Here is a 26,795-nt window from a genome sequence, read left to right as displayed (position 1 = left end):
TCTTCGGGTTGTTTAATTCACTTTTTTGATTATTTAGTTTTCAATGTTCAATATTGTTAGTTTTTGCCACTTTTTTTGACGACTAGATTAGTTTAACATATTTTTTTCATCTTGTCAACAACTTTTTTATTTTTTTAAAGTTGTTTTTGTTAAAACGGAGAAGGTGGGATTTGAACCCACGCACCGCTATTAACGATCTACTCCCTTTCCAGGGGAGCCCCTTCAGCCACTTGGGTACTTCTCCCCAAAGCTAAGTCAAGACAAAATGACGGAGGATCAGGGATTCGAACCCTGGCGCCGCTCTCACGACCTGCCGGTTTTCAAGACCGGACCCTTCAACCACTTGGGTAATCCTCCATATTAAATATTAATTCCTTGTAGAACTTCTTTCCCTCAAGGACAATACTTATTATATAAGACTTTAATAGAAATGTCAACACTTTTTTTATTTTTTTTAAAATTATTTTCCTTCCTATTATATATAGTATTTTTTGGTCATAAATTTTATAAATTTATTTAATAAAAATTTTAATAAATAAATTTATACTAGTAAATATTATACCTTAGTGGACAACATTTTCTTTTAATGTTATAATTATTTATAATATAATTTAATAAATTTTAAGTAGTTTATATTTAAAAATAGATATTTATATTTTTTTATTTAGTAAAAATTAACCCTAAAATATAGTAATATTGTAACTATAATAAATAAAAATTTTCAAAGGAGGTATTCTCATTGAATATAGAAAAAACAGTTGTAGATAATTTTTGTACTTTAATTAAATATGATACAACATCAGACCCTTATTCTTCATCTTATCCTTCCACGCAATCTCAAAGAGATTTTTCTAAAGTACTGGCTAAAAAATGTGAAGATATAGGGCTAGAAGACGTAAAAATAGATAAAAATGGATATGTAATTGCAACATTAAAGGCCACAACAAATAAAAATGTACCCAAAATAGGATTTATATCACATATGGATACAAGTCCAGACTATTCTGGAAAAGATATAAAACCTAACATTATAGAAAATTATGACGGTAAAGATATTGTATTAAAAAACATAGTTCTTTCTCCAGAGGAGTTTCCTTCTTTAAATAAGTATATAGGTAAAAAACTTATAACTACAGATGGAACTACACTTCTTGGTGCAGATGACAAAGCCGGTGTAGCAGAAATATTAACTGCTTTTGAATATTTAAAAAACAACCCTAAAATAGAACACGGAGAGATAAAACTTGCCTTTACTCCAGATGAGGAGGTAGGAAATGGTGTAACATATTTTAATGTAAAAGATTTTGACTGTGATTTTGCATATACAATAGATGGTGGTAGTGCTGGAGAAATAAATTATGAAAACTTTAATGCTGCTAATGCAACTATTAATATTACTGGTAAAAATGTTCACCCAGGATATGCAACTAATGTTATGATAAATTCTACAATGGTAGCCAACGAATTTTTATCTATGTTACCAAATGAAACCCCTAGTAATACAAAGGGCTATGAAGGCTTTTATCATCTTTCAGATATAAAAGGTAATGTAGAAAAAACTACTATGGATATTATTATCCGTGCTTTTGATAAAGAAGAGTTTAAAAATAAAAAACAAACTATAATAGATATAGTTAGCAACTTAAACAAAAAATATAATAATCTTTTAGAGCTAAATTTAGAAGATAGTTATTTTAATATGTACGATATATTAAAAGATAATATGAACATAGTAGAAAAAGCTAAAAATGCTATACAAAAAACAGGATTAACACCTTATACTAAGCCTATAAGAGGTGGTACAGATGGTGCTAGGTTATCTTTTATGGGATTGCCTTGTCCTAATATTTTTGCTGGTGGACATAACTTCCACGGACCTTACGAATACGTTTGTGTAGACTCTATGGTTAAAGCAGTAGAGGTAATTATTAATATTGCAACAGATATTTAAATTTTTTAATAATATCCCTTGCATTTATATTATTTATGTGATACAATATGTAAAATTTTATATTATAAATATGATGATAAAGGACAAAGCTTTATTTGGTTACAACTAAGAGAGTTAGTCGGTTGGTGCAAGGCTAATAGAACAAATAAAAGAACCTACACCTTTTGAATATTTAAGGGTTGCTCCTTTATAGGCTTTTGAGGTAATGTTTTACATTATAAATTAAGGTGGTAACACGGGTATTCTCGTCCTTTGGGCTTGGGTATCCGTTTTTTATTCTACTATATTTTAATTTAAGAAAGGAAATTTATTATGTCTAGCCAAAATGTATATGATATTTTAAAAGAAAGAGGATTTATAGAGCAATCTACAAACGAAGATGAAGTAAGAAAACTTTTAGGAGAAGAAAGTGTTACATTTTATATAGGATTTGACCCAACAGCAGATAGTTTAACAGCAGGACATTTTTTAACTGTTATGGCAATGAGCCATCTACAAAAGGCAGGGCATAGGCCTATTGCTCTTGTTGGTGGTGGTACTGGTATGGTTGGCGACCCTTCTCATAGAACAGATATGCGTCAAATGATGACAATGGATACAATAGAGCATAATTTAAATTGCTTTAAAAATCAGTTATCACGTTTTATAGAATTTGGAGATGATAAAGCTATTATAGTTAATAATGCCGATTGGCTTAGAAATTTAAATTATATAGATTTTATTAGAAGTGTTGGTGTACATTTTTCTGTAAACCGTATGCTTTCTGCAGAATGTTTTAAAAGCAGAATGGAAAAAGGGTTATCATTTTTTGAATTTAACTATATGCTTATGCAAAGCTATGACTTTTTAGAGCTTAATAGAAGATATGGCTGCAAGCTTCAGTTAGGCGGTAGCGACCAATGGTCTAATATTATAGGAGGTGTTGAGCTTATAAGACGTATGGATAAAAAAGACTCTTATGGGCTTACATTTAAACTTTTAACTACAAGTGAAGGTATAAAAATGGGTAAAACACAAAAAGGTGCTGTATGGCTCGACCCTAAAAAAACTACACCTTACGAATTTTTCCAATACTGGAGAAATGTTTCCGATAAAGACGTAGAAAAATGTTTAAGTCTTTTAACATTTTTACCTATGGACGAAGTTAGAAAGCTTGGTGCTTTAGAAGGTAGCGAAATAAACAAAGCTAAAGAAATATTAGCATATGAGGTTACAAACATTGTACACGGAGAGGAAGAAGCTAAAAAAGCTATGGAAGCTTCTAATGCGTTATTTGCAGGTGGTGCATCTGGTGGCTCTATCCCTACTACAAATATAGAAAAAAATACTTTAGAAAATGGTATTAATATATTAGATGCTTTACTTACATTAAAACTTGCCCCTTCTAAAAGTGAAGCTAGAAGACTTGTTGAACAAGGGGGTATTAAATTAAATGATATTAAAATAGATACTATTACACATACTATAACTCTTGACGATTTTAAAGATAACAAATTATTAATACAAAAGGGCAAGAAAGTTTTCCACCAAATAGAGCTTAACTAATACATTATATACTCATACACCATTACTTTTTTACATATATTCTATTAAAAAGGTAATGGTGATTTTTATGGCTCGTATAGAAGATTTAAAGCAAAAAGAAGTTATAAATATAAAAGATGGTGCAAGGCTTGGCTTTGTTTCAGATGTGGACATTAATATAAAAACAGGCTGTATTACCAAAATAATTGTAGCAGGTCCTTGTAAAGTATTTTGCTTTTGGGGAAAAGATACAGAATATGTTATAAGCTGGTGTGATATAAAAAGAATTGGCGATGACATAATTTTAGTAGATGTTGATGTAAACTGTGTTTTAAGAAATGTAGGATAAAAATATAAGGAGGTAAAAATGATAACAAAAGATGATATTTTAGATAAATTACAAGACTTTATAAATATAGACTACTTTGCAAAAGCAATTATAAGTAACCCTATTAAAAAGAGCGAAGATTTGCCTAAAAAAATTGATATAAAAAAAATTGTACTAAAAAACAAACTTTGTTTTCAGTTTATATATTATATAGATAAAAAAGTAATACACGAAAACATAGAAGATAGCTCATTAATACTTAAAAAAATAATAACCCTTATGACAGAAAATTTTAAACAATGCGATATATTAGCTAATAATAGCCTTACTTTATTAATGAACAAAAAAGGAGATTTTAAAATAACAGGTGTTAAAAAAACTGTAACTACTGATAATACAGTTCAATCACATAATAAAGCTAAAAACTATATACTAAAAGAAGGAGAATATATAGACTGGTTATATAAGCTAGGTGTAATGGACAAAAATGGTATAGTAATAAGCCATAAGCAAAAAAAGTTTAGACAAATAAATAAGTTTTTAGAAATGTTAAAAGATATAGAAAGCAATCTTCCTAACAATGCAAAAATAATAGATATGGGTTGTGGAAAAAGTTATCTTACATTTGCAATGTATCATTATTTAAATATTATAAAACAAAAAGATGTAACTATAAATGGATATGACTTAAAAAAAGATGTGGTAGACCATTGTAATAAGCTAGCAAAAGAATTCGATTTTAAAAACTTACAATTTTTTAATGAAGATATACAAAATATTAATAAATCTGAAAACATAAATATGATAATTTCTCTCCACGCTTGTGATACAGCAACAGACTATGCTATATATTTTGGTGTAAAACTTAATTGTGATGTTATATTAAGCGTACCTTGCTGTCAGCACGAGCTTTTTAAACAAATAAAAAATGAAAATCTCTCCTCTATGCTTAGCTATGGTATATTAAAAGAGCGTTTTTCTTCCCTTTTAACAGATAATTTAAGAGCAGATGCTTTAAAACTATGTGGATACAAAACTAATATAATAGAATTTATAGATATGGAGCACACCCCAAAAAATATAATGATAAAAGCTGTTAAAAACAAAAATTTTACAAAAAATAAAAAGAATATAGAAGATTTCCAAAAACTAATATATAACTTTAATATAAATCCAACTATATATAATCTACTTAAAGATTATTTTTAAAAGTGATTAAATGCTACTTATTATCTACATAAAAATAACCTAAATTCTCTATATAAATAGATAGTTTAGGTTATTTTTATTTTATACTGTTAATTTAGTAATATTTAATTATTTAGCAACATTTCCAACTCTGTTTAAAATATCCCAAGTTCTAGCAAAAGGTGGCGAATAACAAAAATCCATCATACCTAATTGCTCTGTTGTAAGCTTTGCATAAATTGCAACGGCAAGGGCATTTGTTCTTTGTACGGCATCTTTTTTACCTACAACTTGTGCTCCCAAAATAACTTTTGTATCTCCATTATATATAAGCTTAATAGATATACTCTCTTGCCCTGGATAATAATCTGTTTGGTTTTTATCTGTAATAAATACTGTTTTGTAGTTAATACCTAAGCTATTAGCCTCGCTCTCTGTAAGTCCTGTTCTACCTGCTTCCATTTCTAATACTTTAATACAAGCAGAACCTAAAGAACCTTCATATTCTATTCCTTTTCCACTAATATTTTCACCTACAATACGTCCAAATTTATTAGCTACCGTTGCTAATGGGATATAAGCTTGTTCTGGTTTTAAAAGATGTGTAACGGTTGCACAATCACCAGCACTATATATATGCTCAATAGATGTTTTTCCCTCTTTATCTACAACAATAGCACCATTTTTAAGCATTTCTATACCTGTATCTTGTAAAAATGCTGTGTTAGGCTTAACACCTGTTGCCAATATTACCAAATCTGTATCTATTTCTTCGTTTTCTGTAACAACTTTAGTTACTTTAATATCCCCTTTAAGCTCTACAACCTTGCTATTTAAAAATAGATTTACACCTTTATTTTTAAGCTCTTGCTCTAATAAATCTGTTACTTCTTTATCAAATACTTCTTTTAAAATTCTATCTTCTAGCTGAAAAACAGACACTTCTTTTTTGTATTCTCTAGCAGCTTCTACTGCCTCTAGGCCTATAAAACCAGCACCTATTATAGCAACCTTTTTAATACTTTCATCTTTCATTTTCTCTTTTAATATTCTACCATCTTCTAAAGATTTAAGAGTATGGACATTTTCAATATTAAAATTTTTGATAGGAGGTATTATAGCAGATGCACCTGTGGCTATCATTAATTTATCATAGTTATCTTCAAAAGTTTCATTTGTTTTTAAATTTTTAACAGTAATTTTTTTATTATCTACATCTACCGATAAAACTTCGTGCTCAACGCTTATATCTATGCCTGTTTCTTTAAATTTTTCTGGACTTCTTGCAATCATTTGCTTTTCGTTATCAAAAAAGCCACCTACAAAATAAGGCAAACCACAAGCACCAAAAGATACAATAGACGTTTTTTCATAAACTTTTATATGTGCATCTTTATCAAGCCTTCTAAATTTTGCTGCAGCACTCATACCTGCTGCTATACCACCAATAATAATAACTCTCATTATATTCACTCCTTAAATGTTTTAGCACCTTTATCAAAGACAAAGGTGCTAATATGTTAAAACTATTTACTCATATCTTTAAAATGTTCCATATCTAATTGCCCTAAACTTTTATCTATTATAAGAGCATTTGTCATAGAACCTGTAACATTAATTAATGTTCTACCCATATCAATAATAGGGTCTATTGCTAATATAGGACTAATAGTAGGAAATAAGCTTGCCATACCAACACCTGATAAAGCAACAGATGCTGCCATAGTAGCAGTACCTGGTATACCAGCTATACCAAAAGAGCCTATAACTATAACAACTAAAGTCATAACAATAAATGTAACATCAATAGGTGTCCCAGTAATATTACATACAAAGACTAAAAGCAAAGCTGGAAAAACACCTGCACAACCTTGCATACCAGCAGTAGTACCAAAACCACTTACAAAGCTAGCCGTACCATCGTTAACACCCATTTTATCTACCAATGTTTCAATAGTTAAAGGTAAACAACCAACGCTAGAACGTGATGTAAACGCTAATACCATTACTGCTATACCCTTTTTAATATAAATAATAGGATTTATACCAAATAAAGATATGGCTATAAGCTGTATTATAAACATAATTATAACTGCCACATATAAAGCAATTATAAATACACCAACTTCTTTAATACTTCCAATACCTCTTTGAGCTATTGTATTAGATAAAAGAGCAATAACTGCATAAGGCATCCATTTAATAATAGTCATAGCTATACTCATAATAATTTTTTGTAAAGCATTAATCAAATCTATAAATGGCTTAACAACGTCCATATATTTTTTTGTCATACGCTTAGCACCAACACCAAAGAAAGCAGATATAACAACAAGAGCTATAATATTAACATCTACCATAGATTTAATAGGATTAGAAGGTATTAACCCTCTTAAAGTATCTACAATAGTGGACACGTCTTTAATTTCTGCACTGCCCTGCTCTATTGACATACCACTTCCAACCTTAAATAACATACCAATGGCTAGCCCAACTATTACAGATATAGAAACCATTATAACTGTTACTATTAAAGTTTTTTTAGTAAGAGCACCAATATCTGCTCCGTCTTTCATATTAACAATAACGTGTATAATAGAAACCATAACAAGTGGGATAACAAGCATTCTTATTAAATCAATAAAACCGTTTCCAAATAAACTATACCATTTAGTTGTTTCTACAACAAATGTTATCTCCATAGGTACATCTGAAAATCCTGATGCAACTTGTATAATGACACCAAGTATTAACCCTATAACTGTAGCTATAATCATTCTAGTAGAAAATGCAACCTTTTTCTTTTCAATAATTTTCATAACGAAGAAAAGTGCAAATAAAACTGCAACAAAAATAATTGTTTCAATTTCACTAATCATCAAAAAATCTTTAAAAAATACAGATTTCATATTTTCCCCTTTCTATTCTATATTTTTATATATTTTATCATTTTATTTATATTCAGTCAAGTATATATGTATATATTGTTACATTATTAACATTTTGATATTTTTTTAACATTTTTGTGTTATGCATTTTATACATTTATATAAATTTTATGCCATTATTTTTTATTACATTTTTTTCGATTTATATATATTTTTTTACTATAATATATTATGCTTTATAAATTTTAAATCTTTATCTTGTTTATATATACAAAATATATTATAATGAAAAAAATAAAATATATTGTAATAAAAAAATAAATGAAAAGGTAGGGGAAAAAATGAACTGGTATAAAAATATTAGTTTAAAATCTAAATTTTTAATAACATTACTTTTAAATGTAATATTAGTTATTATCTTAGGGCTTCACAGCGCTGGTGGCCTACATAAATCTAACAAAAGTTTAAAAAATGATGTAGCACTAAATCAAGATATTACTGTTGATATTATCGATTCTATAAAAGATGTAATAAACATTCGTTTTACAGCTTTTCAGGTAGAATTTGATATGGATGATGGTAACTATGACGTAGCTAGAGCTAAGCTTACAGATTCTTATAATTATTCTAAAGACACATTAATTAGCTATATGTCAAATCTTAAAGACTTTTCTGAGGAAAATAATAAAGATAGAAGTGAGCTATTACAACTTGGCGAAGAAGCTTTAGTACTATTAAAAGACTACTATGACGGTAATATTAATTATATAAACTTAAAAGAACAAGGCAGAATAGCAGAAGCAGTAGAACAAGATAATGCAACAACGCCTATTATAAATGACTTGTTTGATATAATTTATTCTTTACCAAATATATCTTTTACTAATATGGTATCAGATTTAGAAGTTTCATCTAGAGATATGAGTTCTAGAGCTAGAAGTGTTTTAGTTTTAACTATTATTATAGTTATTTTAACTTTAGTTTGTCTTTTAAATTTATCTATAATTATAAGAAAACCAATTGAAAAAATTAAAAATGCAGCTCACGAAGTATTAAATGGAAACTTAAATATTGATATACGTACAAACAATACAGATGAAATTGGTGATTTATCTAATAGTATATCTAATATGTCCGATACTATACAATGTATTATAGACGATATTAATAACCTTTCTGAACAATTACACGCAGGTAATACAAGCTATAGAATAAACTCAGAAAAATACAAGGGTGCATTTAAAGAAACTACAGAAGCCATAAATATTGCTACAAATGGCTTAGTAGAAGATGCCATTTATGTTGCTAATAACATAAAAGAAATAGAACTTGGTAATTTTAATAACGAAATTAAAGAGCTTCCAGGTGAAAAAGAAGTATCTACACACGCATTAAAAAATATCCAATTAACTTTAAAATCTGTTTCTGAAGAAATAAATGCTCTTATAAATGCTGCTACTAATGGTGATTTAGAATATAAAATAGATAGTAGTAGTTATAGTGGACAATGGAAAGTTTCTATGGATGGATTAAATACATTTATTAAAAGTGTAGTTGTACCTATTAAAGAAACACAAAATGCTCTTACAGAATTTGCTAGAGGTAATTTTGAACATAGAATAACAAATGAGTATAAAGGTGAGTTTAATACAATTAAACAAACTGTTAACTACACTTCAGAAACTATAGGCTCTTATATATCAGAAATATCTAATATATTAGATGAAATGGCTCATAAAAATTTTGATGTTTCTATAGATAGAGAATATTTAGGTGACTTTAAAAACATACAAAAATCTGTTAATTTAATAGTTAACAACCTTAATTTACTTACAAAAGATATAATATCTTCTGCAGAGCAAGTATCTGCTGGTGCTAAACAAATATCAGAATCTAGTATATCTTTAGCAGAAGGTGCAACAGAACAAGCAGAATCTGTAGAAAAATTAAACCATATTATTAAAGTTATGTCTAAGCAAACTACACAAAATACAGAAGGCTCTACTAAAGCAAATGACCTTGCTATGCAAACAAAAGAAAATGCAGCTAAAGGTAATGAGCAAATGAACAATATGCTTATTGCTATGGAAGAAATTAATGCTGCATCTAGCAGTATATCTAATATAATAAAAGTAATAGATGATATTGCTTTCCAAACAAACATTCTTGCACTTAATGCTGCTGTAGAGGCTGCTCGTGCTGGTGAGCACGGTAAAGGCTTTGCCGTTGTTGCAGAAGAAGTTAGAAGCCTTGCTTCTAGAAGTCAACAAGCAGCTAAAGAAACAACTGACCTTATAGAAAGCTCTGTTTCTAAAGTAGAACAAGGTTCTAAAATAGCTAACCAAACTGCTGATGCTCTTCTTGATATTGTTAAACAGATAGAAACTATATCTACACTTGTAGGTTCTTGTGCTAGTTCTTCTATAGAACAAGAAAAATCTATAAATGAGGTTTCATCTGCTGTTTCTCAAATAGCAAGTGTTACACAAAATAATACTGCTACAAGCGAGGAATCTGCAGCTGCTTCAGAGGAGCTTGCAAGCCAAGCAGAAATATTCTATGCATCTGTTGCAGATTTTAAATTAAAAAATGACTCTGCAACAAATGATGTTGTGGTTAAACAACCTAATAATGAAAAACCTAAAGAAAAACCTAAAAACACAAATAATACTAAACCTATTGAAAGCTCTAAGTCCACAACAAGAAATGTAAACAATATAGACTTAACTTCTGATGATTTAATTGTGTTAGATAATGATGCAGATATTATAATTAATGAATCTTTAGATTTTGGTAAATATTAATAATTTTTAATTAAGATAAATAATACAAAAGTCAATACTATGGTATTGACTTTTGTATTAATATTTAATATTGGAGGATAATTATGATTTTTGAATATAGCTTAAATACTCAAAAACAAGGATTTTATAACATTACGTCTTTCGTAAAAGATGCCGTTTCTAAATCTAATATAGAAAGTGGGGTATGCGTTGTGTATTGCCCTCACACTACTGCTGCTATTACAATAAATGAAAATACAGATAAAGATGTAGAAAATGATATTTTATTAGGTCTTCAGGAAAGCTTTTATAATAGAGATAGCTTTAAACATTTTGAAGGAAACTCTGATGCACACTTAAAATCTAGTGTTATTGGCGTTAGCGAAACAGTTATTATAAATAATAATTCTCCTGTTTTAGGTAGATGGCAAGATATATACTTTTGTGAATTTGATGGTCCTAGGACAAGGCAATTTTATGTAAAAATTATTTAATAATTAATTATGTTTACATTTTTGATATGTAATGCTATAATTATATAAATATATTTTTTAGGAGGTTTAATATGGTTAATAAATCTCAAAAAGATGAAGTTAATAACCAAGATGATAAAAATAATCAGAATACTATTACAAAAACCCAAAAAATAAAAAAAGAATTAATAGATATTACAAAAACTATTATTATAGCTATTATAGTTGCATTTATTATTACTCACTTTATAATTGTAAATGCTTTTGTTCCTACTGGCTCTATGAAAAATACTATTATGCCTAGCGACAGGCTAATAGCCTTTAGGCTATCCTATTTATTTTCAGAACCACAAAGAGATGATATTATAGTTTTTAAGCCACCAGATGATGAAAGCGTGCTATATGTAAAAAGGATAATAGGCCTCCCAGGTGAAACTATAAATATTATAGATGGTAAAGTTTATATAAATGATAGCCAAACACCTTTACCGGATGAATATATTATGGAAGATATGTTAGGTAGCTTTGGTCCTTATACAGTACCACAAGATAGCTATTTTGTGCTAGGCGATAATAGAAATGATTCTCAAGATTCTAGGTATTGGGAAAATACATTTTTACCAGAAGATAATATACTGGGTAAAGTTTTATTTAAATACTACCCAAAAATAGAACCTTTATGGAATAAATAATAACTAAACCTTTATGTTACCTTATAAAACTTATATTTAAATAAGGTATGCTAGTTATATTTATATCTTAATTTAATATACACTTCTCTATCAATAGCATAGCATAATAAAAATACTTTTTAAAAAGTTTAATATATTATCCTAAAATAAATATTAAATAAATGGAGGTAAAATATGAAACAAGCAACAAAAAATATGAGAGTAAATGAAGTATTAGAATTAGACAATGGTGTATTCCCTATTTTAATGAATGCTGGTATGCATTGTTTAGGTTGCCCATCTTCTCAATTAGAAACACTAGAAGAAGCTTGTGAAGTACACGGATTAGACTGTGATGAGCTTTTAAATAATATAAATCAATACCTAAAAACATTATAAAAAATACCACTTTAAGTGGTATTTTTTATTTAAATACAATTACTATATAACCTATATTTTTAAATACATTGTATAAAAAATTTATTTTACACAATATTTGTCGCATAAAGCTTTAAAATCTTCAGTATCTTTAAAACTTTCAAAGTCTATATTTTTATTGTTTAAGTTTTCATATACTTCTTGTAAAAACATTGGTATATCTTTAGCTAAAATATCACACAAAGGTTTGCCTAATCTAGTATTTTTTTCTTCAAAACTACCATCTACGCTAAGCTCATATACATCTACTATTTCTCCATCTACCATTTTTCTTTTCCCCATAAATCCAATCATAGCTACTTGGTGTCTTCCACAAGAGTTAGGGCAACCAGATATGTGTATTTTAGGCAATAAATCTTTATTTAGGTTATTTTCTTTAAAATGACATATTATATTATTTAATAGTCCCTGGCTTTCTGCTAATCCTATTTGACAAACAGGAACACCTATACAGCTTAAACTTTGCGATAACTTGGTTGTTTGGTTAAAATCTTTACATATATCTAAAATCTCCCTAGCTTCATTGCTATTAAGATTATTTATATAAAAACTTTCTTCCATACTAGCTATCAATTTAATATAGTCTTTACTGTTAGCATTTTTAATAAAATTAATAATTTTATTAAAATCTTGAGATGATATAATCCCCCCAATAGGTTTTATAATAACTGTATACCTACCTTTTTGCTTTTGAGGTATAATGTTATTACTCTCTTCTATCTCCCCTTCACTAGCATCTGGTATAGTTATATCTTTAGGCTCTTCTACACATAAATCTTTTTGTTTAGATTTTTCTATATAACTATTGTATAAATCTAAAAATCCTTCATCACCTTTTTCTTTTAGTATATACCTTATCCTAGCTTTATTTCTATTTTCATAGTTTCCATTTTCTTTAAAAAGTTCTACCAAAGCATCTACATAGTATAAAATTTCTTTAGGCTCTACTAAGTATGGTAACTCAAGCCCAACATTTGGGTTTTTACCAAGTCCACCTGCTACAAACACCTTAAAATATTTTCTATTATCTTTTAAAATAGCTAAAAACCCTAAATCTGTTAAAGTAGCATTAGATAAATTGCTTTTACCGTTAGAAAAACCTACTTTAATTTTTCTAGGCAAATTGTAGGTATCCATTCTTTTTAAAAAATAATTTGTTACATAGTTTGCATAAGGTGTAACATCAAAGGCTTCATCTTTTTCTACATTAGACAGTGGAGATGATGTTACATTTCTTGGAAAATTTCCTCCAGAACCATATCCTATCAAGTCATTTTCTACACACTCTTTAAAAATATTTAAAACAGTTTCTAAAGATAGTTTATGAAGTTGTATAGCTTGTCTTGTTGTAGGGTGTATTTTACTAATATTATACTTTTCAATAAATCCTTGTAAAAGATTAATAGATTTATCTGTAAAAACTCCTGAAGGTATTTTTATACGAATCATAAAAGTTTCTCCACCACGCTCGGCGTATATACCAAACTTGCCAGATGCTTTTTTAAAATCGTGCATTGTTATCTCTTTCTTTAAAAATTTTTCACCTTGCTCTCTTAAGATATCAATTTGTTCATACAAGAAATTTTTTAATTCCATAATAACAACCTCCTTTTAATATTTTTTAATTATAGCACTATCCATTTAAAAGTCAAGTTACAGTAAGGATTGCCAAAATATTATAAATTATTAATATTTTTAAATCAAAATTTTTAATAATTTATAAAAATATATTGACAAATTTATATAATATATATAAAATCATATTATTAAATGCTATGAAAAAGAGGAGTAAATATTAACAGGCAAAAGAGAGAGCTACTCATAGGCTGTAAGGTAGCTTTGCATATGTAATATTGAAGGTAGCTTTGGAGCAGATAGGCCTAAAAGTTTAAATACCTAGTAAGTCTATACGGGTAGCTTTCGTTAAAGGCTTTGAGTGCTTGCAATTTTTTGCTTGAAATAAGGTGGTACCACGATGCTTTCGTCCTTTGTAGACGATGGCTTTTTTTGTTTTTATAAATATTTTTTAAGTAGGTGATATTATTAAAATATTTGCTTTAATTTTTATACTGTTAGGCGTAGTAATATTATTAAAATATTTATTAAAAAATAATAAATCTAATAAAATAGACACATCTTTATTAGAAAATATAGAAGATACAGAAAATATACAAGATGATAAAAATATTAAACCAGAAAATAATGATATTTTAGAAGTATTTTCTAATAAAGGGAGTATTTTTTTAATGATAGGTTTATTTTTAATTTTTATAGCAATTATAATATATATATCTTTAGGAGGTTTTATTAAATGAAAAAAGAGCTAGAAAAAAATTATGACCCTTCCATTGAGGAAAGGATTTACAAAAATTGGTTAGAAAAAAAATATTTTCACGCAAAGGTAGACAAAAATAAAAAACCTTATACAATAGTTATTCCACCTCCAAATATTACAGGGCATCTCCATATGGGACACGCTCTTGACAATACTTTACAAGATATACTTATAAGATGGAAAAGAATGCAAGGATATTCTGCTCTATGGCTACCTGGCACAGACCACGCTAGTATATCAACAGAAGTAAAAATAATAGATAAGCTAGCTAAAGAGGGCATAACAAAAGAAGACTTAGGTAGAGAAAAGTTTTTAGAAAGAGCTTGGGAATGGAAAGAAGAATACGGTGGAACAATAGTTAATCAGCTTAAAAAACTTGGTAACTCTTGCGACTGGGATAGAGAAAGATTTACTATGGACGAAGGCTTGTCAAAAGCTGTGGAAGAAGTGTTTATCCGTTTATATGAAAAAGGATATATCTATAAAGGCGAAAAACTTATAAACTGGTGTCCTAATTGTGAAACAACTATATCTGATGCAGAAGTAGACCACGAAGATAAAAATGGATTTTTTTGGCATATTAAATACCCTATTAAAGATACAGATAAGTTTTTACAATTTGCAACAACTCGTCCAGAAACTATGCTAGGAGATACGGCAATAGCAGTAAACCCTAACGATGATAGATATAAAGACTTTATAGGCAAAACTTGTATAATTCCATTTGTTAATAGAGAAATCCCTATTATAGCCGATGACTATGTAGATATGGAATTTGGTACAGGGGTTGTTAAAATAACACCTGCCCACGACCCTAACGACTTTGAGGTAGGACAACGCCATAATTTACCTAAAATAAACATTTTAAACGATGATGGTACTATAAATGAAAACGGTGCACAATTTAAAGGCTTATACAGATACGATGCAAGAAAAGAAATTATAAAAGAGCTTGACAAACTTGGACTTTTTGTAAAAGAAGAACCTATATCCCACGCCGTTGGGGTGCACGAACGTTGTTCTCACGTTGTAGAGCCTCTTATTAAAAGCCAATGGTTTGTAAAAATGGAGGAGCTTGCAAAACCTGCATTAGAAGCATACTATAACAAAGAGCTTCGCTTTATACCAGATAGATTTGGTAAAATATATACTCATTGGCTAGAAAATATAAAAGACTGGTGTATATCTCGTCAGCTTTGGTGGGGACATAGAATACCTGCTTATTACTGCGAAAAATGTGGACATATAGAAGTTGCTAAAGAAATGCCAAAGGCTTGCTCTAAATGTAACCATACAGTTTTAGTACAAGATGAAGACACCCTAGACACTTGGTTTAGCTCTGCCTTATGGCCATTTTCTACTCTTGGTTGGCCAGAAAAAACAGAAGATTTAGAATATTTCTATCCTACAAACGTTCTTGTTACTGGATATGATATTATTTTCTTCTGGGTTGTTCGTATGGTATTTTCTGGTATTGAGCAAATGGGAGAATTGCCATTTAAAGATGTTTTAATCCACGGTCTTGTTAGAGATTCTGAGGGTAGAAAAATGAGCAAATCTTTAGGTAATGGTATAGACCCTCTAGAAGTTATAGAAAAATATGGTGCAGATGCATTAAGACTTATGCTTACATCAGGTAACTCTGCTGGTAACGACTTGAGATTTTATTGGGAAAAAATAGAAGCTAATAGAAATTTCTTAAATAAAATATGGAATGCTACTCGTTTTATATTAATGAACATAGATGAAGAAGACTTATCTAATGTTTCTTTAGATAGCCTTACAGATGCAGATAAATGGATTTTATCTAAATGTAACACCCTTGCTAAAGAAGTAACTCAAAATTTAGAAAGCTACGACTTAGGTGTTGCTTTATCTAAAATATACGATTTTATATGGGACGAATATTGCGACTGGTATATAGAAATGGTTAAGCCTCGTCTTTACGATAAAGAAGACAAAACAAGACAAGCTGCTTTATATACTTTAAAAACTGTTCTTATAAACTCTTTAAAAATGTTACACCCATTTGCACCTTTTGTAACAGAAGAAATATTTACATCTATACAAGATGAAGAAGAAACTATTATGCTATCTAAATGGCCAGTATTTGAAGAAAGTTTAAATTTTGCAAATGAAGAAGAAAAAGTAGAGCTTATAAAAACTGCTGTAAAAGGTATAAGAAATATACGTTCAGAAATGAATGTACCTAATAGCAAAAAAGCTCAAATTATTATATCTTCTAACAACGATTTGGTTAATACTACATTTAGTACAAGCTCCGTATTTTTTAAAACATTAGCTTTTGCTAGTGATATAACAATAGAACAACATAAAAATGCTCCAGAAGGTGCTGTATCTGTTGTTATACCAAATGGGGTTATATATATGCCTTTTGATGAGCTTGTAGATATAGAAAAAGAACTAGATAGGCTTAAAAAAGAAGAGGAAAAACTTATAAAAGAAGTAGAACGTGTTGAGAAAAAACTATCTAATGAAGGTTTTGTTGCCAAAGCACCAGAAAAAGTTATAACAGAAGAAAAAGAAAAAATGGCAAAATACAAAGATATGTTAAGCAAAGTAAGAGAACAAATAAATACTTTAAAAAAATAATATAATTTTTTTGAAAGGTTATATAAATGAGAAAAACTATTTTATTTATTGCAATGAGTCTTGATGGGTATATTTCAAATGAGTATGGTAAAGTGGATTGGATAAATGGACAAAATCAAAATGTTGAAAACATTGATACCTATTCAACATTTATAAAAGATATTGATACTGTGATTATGGGGTGGAATACTTATAATCAAATTGTAACAGAGCTATCTCCAGAAAAATGGGTTTATCCCAATTTGATAAGCTATGTTATAACACATAGAGAATTATCCTCAACAAATAATATAATTTTTACAAAGTCAAATCCATCTGTTATTATAGAAAATTTAAAGAAAAAGCAAGGAAAAAATATTTGGATTTGTGGTGGGGCAAACATAGTGCAACAATTAATGCAAAACGATTTAATTGATGAATATCATATTTCTGTTATTCCAACAATTTTAGGTAGTGGAACACGTCTTTTTGAAAAAAATTTAAGTGAAATAAAATTAGAATTAACTAATACACAATCTTACAATGGAATAGTAGAATTAATTTATAAACATAGAAGTTTTTAAAATAGCAAAAATAAATAAACACTTTAAATTATAACATATTAATTTTAAATTAATATGTTATAATCTTTACAAATATATTTATATTTATTAATTAATATTTACCAATTTTACAACTATCAAATTTTTATAAATATTAATTATAATGTATTAAAAATCACCATATTTATTTATTATTCTGTAATAATTAGATAAAATATAGTTTTTTAATCATATATAAGTGCAATTTTATTAATTTTATGATATAATATTTCTATTATAAATAAAAGGAGATGATAATAAATGACTGATTTTATGGAAAAATTTGCCAACTCATTAGGAACTATGGGTGACTTTTTATACACTTGGATATTAGTAGCCCTTCTTATCATTACAGGGTTATATTTTACCTTTAGGACTAAATTTGTACAAATAAGATTAATCCCTGAAGCGTTAAAAGTTATTGTAGAAAAAAAGCCTGGTTCTGGTGTATCTTCATTCCAAGCTTTAATGATTTCCACAGCTTCTCGTGTTGGTACTGGTAACATTGTAGGTGTTGCTCTTGCCATAGGTACTGGTGGTCCTGGTGCAGTTTTTTGGATGTGGCTTCTTGCAATTATAGGTGGTGCATCTGCTTTTATAGAAAGTACTTTAGCTCAAATATATAAAACAAAAGATGGCGATGGCTTTAGAGGTGGCCCTGCATATTATATACAGACAGCCTTAAAAAGCAGACCTCTTGGTGTTATTTTTAGTATATTTTTAATAGCTTGCTTTGCTTTTGGCTTTAATGCGCTACAAGCATTTAATATAGGCGATTCTTTAAAATATTACTTCCCTGATTATTCTAATAGTATAATCCCAACTATTCTTGGTCTTACTTTAGCAGTATTAACTGGTATAACTATATATGGTGGTGTTAAAAGAATAGGTTTTATAACATCTTTTATAGTACCTATTATGGCCTTAATATACATATGCTTAGGACTGTTTATAACAATAAAAAATATTAACCTTTTACCTAGCGTTTTTAAAAATATTTTTGTAGAAGCATTTAATTTTGATGCTATATTTGGTGGAGGTATTGGTGCTTTTACTAGCTCTTGTGTTATGCAAGGTATAAAAAGAGGTCTTTTCTCTAATGAGGCTGGTATGGGGTCTGCTCCTAATGTTGCTGCAACGGCAGATGTATCTCACCCAGTAAAACAAGGCCTTGTACAAATGTTTTCTGTATTTATAGATACAATCTTTATCTGCTCTACAACTGCTATGATTTTATTATGTTCTGGTGTATCAGAGGGAACAGGTATACAATATGTTCAAAATGCAGTAAGAGCAAACTTTGGAGAGTTTGGTATACATTTTATATCAATAGCTATCTTTTTATTTGCATTTAGCTCACTAATAGGTAACTATTGTTATGCAGAAGCTAATATAAAATTCATTAAAGATAATAAAACTGTGCTAAACATATTTAGAGTATGCTGTATGATTATGATTTTCTTTGGTACTCAAATGAGCTTAGACGCTGCTTGGAACTTAGCAGATTTACTTATGGGCTTTATGGCAATATTAAATATTATAGCAATACTATTTTTAGGTAATATATCTATAAAATGTCTTAAAAATTATACAGACCAGAAAAAACAAGGTAAAGAACCTGTTTTTAAAGCTAAAGACATTGGTTTAGATAATACAGAATATTGGAAATAAATATATTTTTATAAAAATTAAGTACACCATAGAAATTATATAAAATAATAATTATGGTGTACTTTTTTATTTATATCATATAGCTTTAATATTATTTTTAACCATATCAATAAAATAGCTATGCACATCATAGCAATCTGTAAGCTCTGGATGAAAAGCTGTTGCAAGTTGGTTGTTTTGTCTAACTGCAACTATTTTATTATCTACAACAGATAATATATCAACTCCATTGCCTACTTTTTCTACATAAGGTGCTCTAATAAAAGTCATAGGTATTTCTTTGTTGTTAAACTTTGAAATAGTATTAAAACTACCTAACTGTCTTCCATAGGCATTTCTTTTAGCTACAATATCAAGTGTAGCCAAATGCTTCCTATGGTCGTTATCTATTTCTTTTGCAAGTAATAAAAGCCCAGCACAAGTGCCAAAAACAGGAACATTGTTTTTTATTTTATCTACAAGAGTATTAAATATATCAAGTTCTTTTAACAGTTTACCCATAGTAGTGCTTTCGCCTCCAGGTAACACTATACCATCAAAATTTTGCTCTATGTCCTTTTTTTGCCTAACCTCAAATGTTTCTGCACCTAAAGAATTTAATATTCTAATATGCTCTATAAAAGCACCTTGCAAGCATAAAACAGCTATTTTCATTATTTGCCTCTTTCTGCCATTAAAAGCTCTATTTCAGATTCATTTATGCCAACCATAGCTTCTCCTAAATCTTCTGAAAGCTCTGCTATAAGCTTGTAGTCTTGATAGTTTGTAACAGCTTTTACAATAGATGCCGCTCTTTTAGCAGGGTCTCCAGACTTAAATATACCAGAGCCTACAAAAACACCCTCTGCACCTAAATTCATCATTAAAGCTGCGTCTGCTGGTGTTGCAATACCACCTGCTGCAAAATTTACAACTGGTAGTTTACCGTTTTCGTATACAGATAATAATAATTCGTATGGTACGCCTAATCTTTTAGCATTATCAAAAAGTTCATCTTCTCTTAATGCTTGTATACGTCTAATTTCAGAATTTATCATTCTCATATGTCTAACGGCTTGTACAATATCTCCAGTGCCTGGCTCTCCTTTTGTTCTTATCATAGATGCACCTTCTGCTATTCTTCTAAGAGCCTCTCCTAAGTCTTTAGCACCACATACAAAAGGTACTTTATATTTAGTTTTATCTATATGATAACAGTCATCTGCTGGTGTTAAAACTTCACTTTCATCTATATAATCTATCTCTATTGCTTCTAATAAAGATGCCTCTACAAAATGTCCTATCCTAACTTTTGCCATAACCGGTATAGTAACAGCTTGTTGTATCTCTTTTATCATTTTAGGGTCGCTCATTCTAGCTACACCACCACAAGCTCTTATATCTGCAGGTATTTTTTCAAGAGCCATAACAGCACAAGCACCTGCCTCCTCTGCTATTTTTGCTTGTTCAGGAGTAGTTACGTCCATTATAACGCCACCTTTTAACATTTGAGCAAGCTCACAGTTTAGTTTATATCTACTATTCATATACATTCCCCTTTTTTTAAAATTTATTTATAATATTATAAACTTAATTATGTTTATTTTCAATATATTTGTAAAAAAATATACAATAAAAGATACATAATTATAATAATAATTCTATAATTACTATTATAATATTTTAATATTTTAATATATAGGAATACTTAATTATAACAAGTCAATTTTTTTAATACCTTGTATTCAAAAACAGATATTCCTATATATTTTTATTCTTAAAAATTAATACAAAAACCCGTATATAATTTTTACTTTAAAAATATTAGTCATATCTTAATTGCATTTAGTCAATTTTTTGAATACTCTCTATTCAAAAACAGATATTCCTATATATTTTTATTCTTAAAAATTAATACAAAAACCCGTATATAATTTTTACTTTAAAAATATTAGTCATATCTTAATTGCATTTAGTCAATTTTTTGAATACTCTCTATTCAAAAACAGATACTCCTATATATTTTTATTCTTAAAAATTAATACAAACAACCGTATATAATTTTTACTTTAAAAATATTAGTCATATCTTAATTGAGTATATCAATTTTTTGAATACTCTCTATTCAAAAACAGATATTCCTATATATTTTTATTCTTAAAAATTAATACAAGCAACCGTATATAATTTTTACTTTAAAAATATTAGTCATATCTTAATTATAATAAACAAAAAAGCTATGGTAAAATCCATAGCCTTTTATAGTTAGCATTAAGCTGGGTTTGGTGAATCTACAGGACAAACACTTGAGCAAGTACCACAGTCTATGCAAATGTCTGGGTCGATTACATATTTAGTATCCCCTTCAGAAATTGCGTTAACAGGGCATTCTGCTGCACAAGCACCACAGCTAATACAATCATCATTAATAAAATATGCCATAATTAAAACCTCCTAAATTTTATTTAAAAATTTTAAATAATTAATGCTACGTTTTTATAGCAAAATAATAAATTAAAGCTAAAACGTATAAAATGCCAAATTTATACGTGTAAAATCACAAATTTACATAAGATTCTACCCTTACATTTTATAACAAATATTATATTTTATCAAGTATATTTTTAATATAATTTTTTATTATTTTTATAGGACGTATTAGTAATAATAATAAGTTAAAAATAAAAAATTTAAAATATGGTATTAATATATTATATTTTTATTTTTTGCCATATATTACATAATTTAATTGATATACACTTTCTTCTGATGTATAATTAATACATAGAAATATTTAGGAGGTGCATTATGTTAGATAAAAATCTTGCAAACGAAATTTTAACAGAAGCTACATCAAAAGGAGCAGACTTTGCAGAAATTTTTATAGAAAATAAAGATAGTTCTAGTATATCTCTTATAAATGGAAAAGTTAATAGCTCCTTATCTGGATTAGACTTTGGTATTGGACTTAGAGTTTTTTATAATGGTAAAACTGTATATGCCTACACTAATGATTTAAATAGAGAAAACTTATTAAAAATGGCCAAAGAAGTTGCTAAAGCTACAAAAGGAAATAAACAAATAAATATTTTAGATTTTGATAAAAAAGACTACAAAAAAATAGGAATACATAAAGCTAAAATTTTACCTACAACTATACAAAAAACTAAAATAGTTGATATGTTAAAGGAAGCTAGTGATAGTGCTTTTAACTATGATAGCCTTATAACAGAAACTATATCTTCATATATACATTCTATACAAGATGTATGTATTATAAATACAAAAGGTACTTTTGCAGAAGATAGACGTGTAAGAACAAGATTTTCTATAAGCTCTGTTGCATCTAACGAAACAGAAAAACAAACAGGTACTATTAGTCCTGGTGCTTTAATGGGCTTTGAATTTTATGACACAATAAATTTAAATGACTTAGGAAAAGAAGCTAGCCGTTCTGCTGTTACTATGCTAAAAGCTAAACATTGTCCTAGTGGAAAAATGCCTGTTGTTATAGACAATGGGTTTGGTGGAGTTATATTCCACGAGGCTTGTGGACACGGCTTAGAGGCTATTGCTATTTCTCGTGGAGATAGTGTATATACTGGTAAAATAGGACAAAAAGTAGCAAGTGATAAAGTTACTGCTATAGATGATGGTACTATACTTAACAAATGGGGTTCTATCAATATAGATGATGAGGGAACAGAGGCTCAAAAAACTGTTCTTATAGAAAATGGTATATTAAAAAACTATCTTGTAGATAATTTCTACGGAGAGAAAATAGGTATGAAATCCACTGGTTCTTGTAGGAGAGAATCCTACAAATACTCCCCTGTTCCTAGAATGAGAAATACTTTTATTGCAAATGGAACAGATAAAAAAGAAGATATTATAAAAAATACTGAAAAAGGTATATATGCAAAATATATGGGTGGTGGCTCTGTAAACCCTGCAACAGGAGAATTTAACTTTGCTGTACAAGAAGCATACCTTATAGAAAATGGTAAAATAACAACACCTGTAAGAGGAGCAACATTAATAGGTAAAGGCGAAGAAGTATTAAAAGATATAGATATGGTATCTGATACATTAAGCCACGCAGAAGGTGTATGTGGAGCATCTAGTGGCTCTGTACCTACTTGTGTTGGACAGCCTATGCTTAGAGTTTCTAAAATAACTGTTGGTGGAAGGAGCTAAAAATATGGATATAAAAGATTTTAAGGATAAATTGTTTGAAAAAGCTCTAAAAAATGGCTTTTCTGATTGTGAAATATATTATTACTCTGGCAAAAGTATAGAAGTAAATATTTTAAAAGGAGAAATAGAAAAATTTAATAATTCTACAAGTGGTGGCTTATCCTTTAGAGGTTTTTATAATGGTAAAATTGGCTACTCCTATACAGAACAAATATCTGAAAATATTATAGATAAACTTATAGAGTATGCAAAAGAAAATGCCGAAATAATAAATGATGAAGAAAAAGAAGAAATATATATAGGTGATAAAAACTATACACCTGTAAAAACTTTTTATGATAACCTTGAAAATGTAGATGTAGACACATTAATAGAAAAAGCTTTAGATATAGAAAAAGCTGTCCTTTCCTATGATAGCAGAATAACTAGCTGTAACTATTGTTCTGTTGGAAAAGCCTCTAGCCAAATATATATATCAAATACAAAAGGGCTAGAGCTTAACAAAAAAGATAATTATGTAGTAGCTTTAGCAGGAAGCCTAGCAAAAGATGGAAATGACATAAAATCTGGTATGGAAGTTATAGCTGCCTTTGATATTAATGATATAGACCCTAAACATATTGGAGAAACTGCTAGTAAAAAAGCTATATCTTCCTTAGGTGCTACATCTTTACCATCTAAAAAATATAACATTGTTTTTGAAAATGAATGTTTTACAGACTTGTTCTCTTGTTTTTTAGGTAGCTTTTCTGCAGAAAATGTACAAAAAGGTTTTTCTCTATTAAAAGGTAAACTAAACAAACAAATAGCAAGTAATAATATTACTATATTAGATGAACCTTTAATGGAAGATGGATATAGCTCTAGTAGCTTTGATTCTGAGGGGGTTGCTTGCTATAATAAAACAATTGTAGAAAATGGTATACTAAAAACATATCTTTACAATTTAAAAACAGCTAAAAAAGACGGTGTAAAATCTACTGGAAATGGTTTTAAAGGTGGATATAAAGGTAAAATAGGTATATCTCCTACTAATTTCTATATAAAAAATGGTAATAAATCTTTAGATAGTATCTTTAATGATGTAAAAGACGGTATTTACATAACAGATATGTCTGGCCTACACGCTGGTGTTAATAGCACATCTGGAGATTTTTCTTTACTATCTAGTGGATATTTAATAGAAAATGGCAAAAAAACAAAAGCCATTGAGCAAATAACTATTGCTGGCAACTTTTATAATATGATTTTAGATATTAAAGATATAGCAAATGATTTAAAATTTTCCTTAAATGGTGTAGGTTCTCCTAGTATATTTGTAGGTGAGCTTAATGTATCTGGAGAATAACTTAACACTAATATTTTGGTAAAATTTTTGCAAAATTATTTAAAAATGTATTGACTTTTTAAAATATTCTGTTATAATTAATAATAGTTATTACTTAATAACATTTGTTTATAGCTTATTATTTATTTTAATTATTATTATAAGGAGGATTTTATTATGAAAAAATTTGTTTGTACTATTTGTGGTTATGTTCACGAAGGTAACGAAGCTCCAGAGTCTTGCCCTACTTGTAAAGCTCCTGCTTCTAAATTTAAAGAACAAGCTGAAGGCGAGTTATCTTGGGCTTGCGAGCACGTTGTAGGTGTTGCTCAAGGCTGTCCAGAAGAAATTATGGAAGGTCTTAAAATGAACTTTGAAGGCGAATGCTGTGAAGTTGGTATGTACCTTGCTATGTCAAGAGTTGCTCATAGAGAAGGTTACCCAGAAATCGGTATGTACTATCAACAAGCTGCTTTTGAAGAAGCAGAACACGCTTCTAAATTTGCAGAATTAATTGGTGAAGTTGTAACAGATTCTACTAAAACAAACTTAGAGCTTCGTGTTGCTGCAGAAAATGGTGCTACTGCTGGTAAATTTGAGCTTGCTAAAAAAGCTAAAGAATATAACCTTGATGCTATCCACGACACTGTTCACGAAATGGCTAAAGATGAAGCTAGACACGGTAAAGCTTTTGAAGGTTTATTAAAAAGATATTTCAATAAATAATAAATAATTAATATATAAATTACACCTATGGAATATAGACAATTATAAAATTATTCCATAGGTTTTTCATTTATATTTAAATTATAAATAAAAATAATTTTATATAGTAGGATTTTATTAATTAAAGAAAACATAAATATGGTTTTCCCTTGTAACAACCTCCCAAAAAGCATTTTAGGTTTTTACAAAATTTTACCATTTTATTATTCTTAATTAATATTCCCCTATCCTTTCTACTATTTTATATGTCTAAAAAACACATAATAGAAATTAATTTATCTTTATTATCAAGTATAAACTAAACACTACAAAATAACATTTCATAGTAGTGTTAATGGAGCTTAATAAAAATATAATACACAAAATAAAATTACCATTGTATAATATATGGTATTACATTAAATAAAAATGGTATTTTCCCTAAATGTAGTTATTAGTATATAAATATAAATTATTATATACTACTAATACAATGCCATATTCCTGATGTAATAATATCTGCCATATTCATAACAATAGATAATTTTGTATTTTGTAAAACTGATATCTCTAGTATACCTGTATGGTTTACAATTCCTGTTATAAAAATATCTCCAATATAGGGTAAGTTCTTTTTAGCCCCTGCTCCTGGCTTTATGCTCCCTTCCCCCACATTTATATAATTTATATATTCTCTTGAACCCAAAGAAGCATCTACTGCTATTACAAGTGGATTTTTATGGGATATATATATTTGTTCTATAGTTTCCTTTAAATTTTTGGCATTAACGGTTTTTTCTAACGTTCCATATACAAATATATTATTATTAAGTGGCAATTTAGATAGCTTATACCCTACTAAAGGCCCTAAACTATCTCCTGTTGCTCTATCAGAACCTATACATAAAAATACAAATGTTCTACAATCATTTTTATATTTATACAATATAGTAAACAAACTATCTTTAAATTCTAACAAAGCAAATTTAGAGGTAGCATCTATATAATTACTTATGTTTTTTTTATTAATTAAAATATTATTCAATTTTAACTCTCCTTAAAATTTTGTATAAATTTAATTGAAAATATGCTTTTTTATATAACAATAATATATATTTTTTCAAAAAAAATAATAAATTATAC

At 28.4% G+C, this 26,795-nt stretch carries 21 protein-coding genes, 2 tRNA genes and 1 other annotated feature; of the genes, 14 read left to right on the top strand and 9 right to left on the bottom strand.

The window, feature by feature from the left end; genetic code table 11:
• Nucleotides 1-155: 155 nt before the first annotated feature.
• Together R5Z65_RS06070 and R5Z65_RS06065 are read right to left on the bottom strand one after the other, a co-directional pair.
• Nucleotides 156-244: transfer RNA gene (locus R5Z65_RS06070), tRNA-Ser, on the bottom strand.
• A 25-nt stretch (nucleotides 245-269) separates the two neighbouring features.
• Nucleotides 270-357: transfer RNA gene (locus R5Z65_RS06065), tRNA-Ser, on the bottom strand.
• A gap of 382 nt (nucleotides 358-739) precedes the next feature.
• Between R5Z65_RS06065 and pepT the strand changes: the two genes are divergently transcribed.
• The 4 genes from pepT to R5Z65_RS06045 all read left to right on the top strand — a co-directional run bounded on the left by pepT (nucleotide 740) and on the right by R5Z65_RS06045 (nucleotide 5,012).
• Complete coding sequence (gene pepT, locus R5Z65_RS06060; RefSeq protein WP_317367828.1) at nucleotides 740-1,951, top strand: peptidase T; 1,212 nt, start codon at nucleotides 740-742, stop codon at nucleotides 1,949-1,951.
• A gap of 312 nt (nucleotides 1,952-2,263) precedes the next feature.
• Complete coding sequence (tyrS, locus tag R5Z65_RS06055) at nucleotides 2,264-3,496, top strand: tyrosine--tRNA ligase (RefSeq protein WP_317367826.1); 1,233 nt, start codon at nucleotides 2,264-2,266, stop codon at nucleotides 3,494-3,496.
• A 67-nt stretch (nucleotides 3,497-3,563) separates the two neighbouring features.
• Nucleotides 3,564-3,824: a YlmC/YmxH family sporulation protein gene (locus R5Z65_RS06050; protein WP_317367825.1), complete on the top strand. Its 261-nt coding sequence runs from the start codon at nucleotides 3,564-3,566 to the stop codon at nucleotides 3,822-3,824.
• Between the two features lie 18 nt (nucleotides 3,825-3,842).
• A complete protein-coding gene (locus tag R5Z65_RS06045; protein ID WP_317367824.1) occupies nucleotides 3,843-5,012 on the top strand; it encodes an SAM-dependent methyltransferase in 1,170 nt (389 codons plus the stop codon).
• A gap of 108 nt (nucleotides 5,013-5,120) precedes the next feature.
• Here the strand turns inward: R5Z65_RS06045 and R5Z65_RS06040 are convergent, their stop codons facing one another.
• Complete coding sequence (locus R5Z65_RS06040) at nucleotides 5,121-6,455, bottom strand: CoA-disulfide reductase (protein ID WP_317367823.1); 1,335 nt, start codon at nucleotides 6,453-6,455, stop codon at nucleotides 5,121-5,123.
• A 62-nt stretch (nucleotides 6,456-6,517) separates the two neighbouring features.
• Nucleotides 6,518-7,900 (bottom strand): cation:dicarboxylate symporter family transporter, encoded by a 1,383-nt coding sequence (locus R5Z65_RS06035; protein WP_317367820.1) that lies wholly within the window; start codon nucleotides 7,898-7,900, stop codon nucleotides 6,518-6,520.
• 320 nt (nucleotides 7,901-8,220) lie between these two features.
• On the opposite strand from R5Z65_RS06035, the gene R5Z65_RS06030 reads away from it, so the two are divergent.
• From R5Z65_RS06030 to R5Z65_RS06015, 4 genes are all read left to right on the top strand, one after another.
• Nucleotides 8,221-10,683 (top strand): methyl-accepting chemotaxis protein, encoded by a 2,463-nt coding sequence (locus R5Z65_RS06030; protein ID WP_317367818.1) that lies wholly within the window; start codon nucleotides 8,221-8,223, stop codon nucleotides 10,681-10,683.
• A gap of 83 nt (nucleotides 10,684-10,766) precedes the next feature.
• Nucleotides 10,767-11,156 (top strand): secondary thiamine-phosphate synthase enzyme YjbQ, encoded by a 390-nt coding sequence (locus R5Z65_RS06025; protein ID WP_317367816.1) that lies wholly within the window; start codon nucleotides 10,767-10,769, stop codon nucleotides 11,154-11,156.
• A 71-nt stretch (nucleotides 11,157-11,227) separates the two neighbouring features.
• Nucleotides 11,228-11,827: a signal peptidase I gene (gene lepB, locus R5Z65_RS06020; RefSeq protein WP_317367814.1), complete on the top strand. Its 600-nt coding sequence runs from the start codon at nucleotides 11,228-11,230 to the stop codon at nucleotides 11,825-11,827.
• Between the two features lie 174 nt (nucleotides 11,828-12,001).
• Nucleotides 12,002-12,205 (top strand): DUF1858 domain-containing protein, encoded by a 204-nt coding sequence (locus tag R5Z65_RS06015; protein ID WP_317367813.1) that lies wholly within the window; start codon nucleotides 12,002-12,004, stop codon nucleotides 12,203-12,205.
• Between the two features lie 81 nt (nucleotides 12,206-12,286).
• Here R5Z65_RS06015 and R5Z65_RS06010 read toward each other — a convergent pair whose 3' ends face one another.
• Nucleotides 12,287-13,840 (bottom strand): nitrite/sulfite reductase, encoded by a 1,554-nt coding sequence (locus R5Z65_RS06010; RefSeq protein ID WP_317367812.1) that lies wholly within the window; start codon nucleotides 13,838-13,840, stop codon nucleotides 12,287-12,289.
• Nucleotides 13,841-14,010: 170 nt separating this feature from the next.
• Nucleotides 14,011-14,236: a binding site (T-box leader), on the top strand.
• 319 nt (nucleotides 14,237-14,555) lie between these two features.
• Between R5Z65_RS06010 and R5Z65_RS06005 the strand changes: the two genes are divergently transcribed.
• The 3 genes from R5Z65_RS06005 (at nucleotide 14,556) to R5Z65_RS05995 (ending at nucleotide 19,444) form a co-directional block, all read left to right on the top strand.
• On the top strand, nucleotides 14,556-17,192 hold the full coding sequence (locus tag R5Z65_RS06005; protein ID WP_317367810.1) for a valine--tRNA ligase: 2,637 nt from the start codon (nucleotides 14,556-14,558) through the stop codon (nucleotides 17,190-17,192).
• 26 nt (nucleotides 17,193-17,218) lie between these two features.
• Nucleotides 17,219-17,755, top strand: a complete 537-nt coding sequence (locus tag R5Z65_RS06000; protein ID WP_317367809.1) for a dihydrofolate reductase family protein — start codon at nucleotides 17,219-17,221, stop codon at nucleotides 17,753-17,755.
• Nucleotides 17,756-18,034: 279 nt separating this feature from the next.
• Complete coding sequence (locus R5Z65_RS05995) at nucleotides 18,035-19,444, top strand: alanine/glycine:cation symporter family protein (protein WP_317367808.1); 1,410 nt, start codon at nucleotides 18,035-18,037, stop codon at nucleotides 19,442-19,444.
• Between the two features lie 75 nt (nucleotides 19,445-19,519).
• Here the strand turns inward: R5Z65_RS05995 and pdxT are convergent, their stop codons facing one another.
• The 3 genes from pdxT to R5Z65_RS05980 all read right to left on the bottom strand — a co-directional run bounded on the left by pdxT (nucleotide 19,520) and on the right by R5Z65_RS05980 (nucleotide 21,865).
• The gene (pdxT, locus tag R5Z65_RS05990; RefSeq protein WP_317367806.1) at nucleotides 19,520-20,098 is read right to left on the bottom strand and encodes a pyridoxal 5'-phosphate synthase glutaminase subunit PdxT; all 579 of its coding nucleotides are present in this window, start codon (nucleotides 20,096-20,098) and stop codon (nucleotides 19,520-19,522) included.
• Nucleotides 20,098-20,970 (bottom strand): pyridoxal 5'-phosphate synthase lyase subunit PdxS, encoded by an 873-nt coding sequence (pdxS, locus tag R5Z65_RS05985; protein ID WP_317367804.1) that lies wholly within the window; start codon nucleotides 20,968-20,970, stop codon nucleotides 20,098-20,100. The genes pdxT and pdxS overlap by 1 nt, the downstream gene beginning before the upstream one ends.
• Before the next feature lie 724 nt (nucleotides 20,971-21,694).
• Nucleotides 21,695-21,865 (bottom strand): 4Fe-4S binding protein, encoded by a 171-nt coding sequence (locus R5Z65_RS05980; RefSeq protein ID WP_317367803.1) that lies wholly within the window; start codon nucleotides 21,863-21,865, stop codon nucleotides 21,695-21,697.
• A gap of 366 nt (nucleotides 21,866-22,231) precedes the next feature.
• Here R5Z65_RS05980 and R5Z65_RS05975 point away from each other — a divergent pair, with 366 nt between their 5' ends.
• The 3 genes from R5Z65_RS05975 to R5Z65_RS05965 all read left to right on the top strand — a co-directional run bounded on the left by R5Z65_RS05975 (nucleotide 22,232) and on the right by R5Z65_RS05965 (nucleotide 25,673).
• Entirely contained in the window at nucleotides 22,232-23,620 is a 1,389-nt protein-coding gene (locus R5Z65_RS05975; RefSeq protein WP_317367801.1) for a TldD/PmbA family protein, read from the top strand.
• A gap of 4 nt (nucleotides 23,621-23,624) precedes the next feature.
• Nucleotides 23,625-24,968 (top strand): TldD/PmbA family protein, encoded by a 1,344-nt coding sequence (locus R5Z65_RS05970; RefSeq protein WP_317367800.1) that lies wholly within the window; start codon nucleotides 23,625-23,627, stop codon nucleotides 24,966-24,968.
• 156 nt (nucleotides 24,969-25,124) lie between these two features.
• The gene (locus tag R5Z65_RS05965) at nucleotides 25,125-25,673 is read left to right on the top strand and encodes an NADH peroxidase (protein ID WP_317367798.1); all 549 of its coding nucleotides are present in this window, start codon (nucleotides 25,125-25,127) and stop codon (nucleotides 25,671-25,673) included.
• A 454-nt stretch (nucleotides 25,674-26,127) separates the two neighbouring features.
• Here the strand turns inward: R5Z65_RS05965 and yyaC are convergent, their stop codons facing one another.
• On the bottom strand, nucleotides 26,128-26,697 hold the full coding sequence (gene yyaC, locus R5Z65_RS05960) for a spore protease YyaC (RefSeq protein WP_317367797.1): 570 nt from the start codon (nucleotides 26,695-26,697) through the stop codon (nucleotides 26,128-26,130).
• Nucleotides 26,698-26,795: the final 98 nt, after the last annotated feature.

Origin of the sequence: uncultured Tyzzerella sp. (assembly GCF_963558545.1) — a bacterium.
Taxonomy (GTDB): domain Bacteria; phylum Bacillota; class Clostridia; order Lachnospirales; family CAG-274; genus Tyzzerella.
Note: the sequence above shows the minus strand (reverse complement) of the source record. Positions and strands in the feature narration are given on the sequence as shown.

Bases quoted from the DNA above. Each gene is read 5' to 3' on its own strand.
- R5Z65_RS05995 (WP_317367808.1), top strand. From the start codon at position 18,035: ATGACTGATTTTATGGAAAAATTTGCCAACTCATTAGGAACTATGGGT.
- lepB (WP_317367814.1), top strand. From the start codon at position 11,228: ATGGTTAATAAATCTCAAAAAGATGAAGTTAATAACCAAGATGATAAA.
- R5Z65_RS06005 (WP_317367810.1), top strand. From the start codon at position 14,556: ATGAAAAAAGAGCTAGAAAAAAATTATGACCCTTCCATTGAGGAAAGG.
- R5Z65_RS06045 (WP_317367824.1), top strand. From the start codon at position 3,843: ATGATAACAAAAGATGATATTTTAGATAAATTACAAGACTTTATAAAT.
- R5Z65_RS06040 (WP_317367823.1), bottom strand. From the start codon at position 6,455: ATGAGAGTTATTATTATTGGTGGTATAGCAGCAGGTATGAGTGCTGCA.
- R5Z65_RS05975 (WP_317367801.1), top strand. From the start codon at position 22,232: ATGTTAGATAAAAATCTTGCAAACGAAATTTTAACAGAAGCTACATCA.
- R5Z65_RS06010 (WP_317367812.1), bottom strand. From the start codon at position 13,840: ATGGAATTAAAAAATTTCTTGTATGAACAAATTGATATCTTAAGAGAG.
- R5Z65_RS06050 (WP_317367825.1), top strand. From the start codon at position 3,564: ATGGCTCGTATAGAAGATTTAAAGCAAAAAGAAGTTATAAATATAAAA.
- tyrS (WP_317367826.1), top strand. From the start codon at position 2,264: ATGTCTAGCCAAAATGTATATGATATTTTAAAAGAAAGAGGATTTATA.
- R5Z65_RS06030 (WP_317367818.1), top strand. From the start codon at position 8,221: ATGAACTGGTATAAAAATATTAGTTTAAAATCTAAATTTTTAATAACA.
- R5Z65_RS05970 (WP_317367800.1), top strand. From the start codon at position 23,625: ATGGATATAAAAGATTTTAAGGATAAATTGTTTGAAAAAGCTCTAAAA.
- R5Z65_RS06015 (WP_317367813.1), top strand. From the start codon at position 12,002: ATGAAACAAGCAACAAAAAATATGAGAGTAAATGAAGTATTAGAATTA.
- R5Z65_RS06000 (WP_317367809.1), top strand. From the start codon at position 17,219: ATGAGAAAAACTATTTTATTTATTGCAATGAGTCTTGATGGGTATATT.
- R5Z65_RS05965 (WP_317367798.1), top strand. From the start codon at position 25,125: ATGAAAAAATTTGTTTGTACTATTTGTGGTTATGTTCACGAAGGTAAC.
- R5Z65_RS05980 (WP_317367803.1), bottom strand. From the start codon at position 21,865: ATGGCATATTTTATTAATGATGATTGTATTAGCTGTGGTGCTTGTGCA.
- pdxS (WP_317367804.1), bottom strand. From the start codon at position 20,970: ATGAATAGTAGATATAAACTAAACTGTGAGCTTGCTCAAATGTTAAAA.
- R5Z65_RS06035 (WP_317367820.1), bottom strand. From the start codon at position 7,900: ATGAAATCTGTATTTTTTAAAGATTTTTTGATGATTAGTGAAATTGAA.
- R5Z65_RS06025 (WP_317367816.1), top strand. From the start codon at position 10,767: ATGATTTTTGAATATAGCTTAAATACTCAAAAACAAGGATTTTATAAC.
- pdxT (WP_317367806.1), bottom strand. From the start codon at position 20,098: ATGAAAATAGCTGTTTTATGCTTGCAAGGTGCTTTTATAGAGCATATT.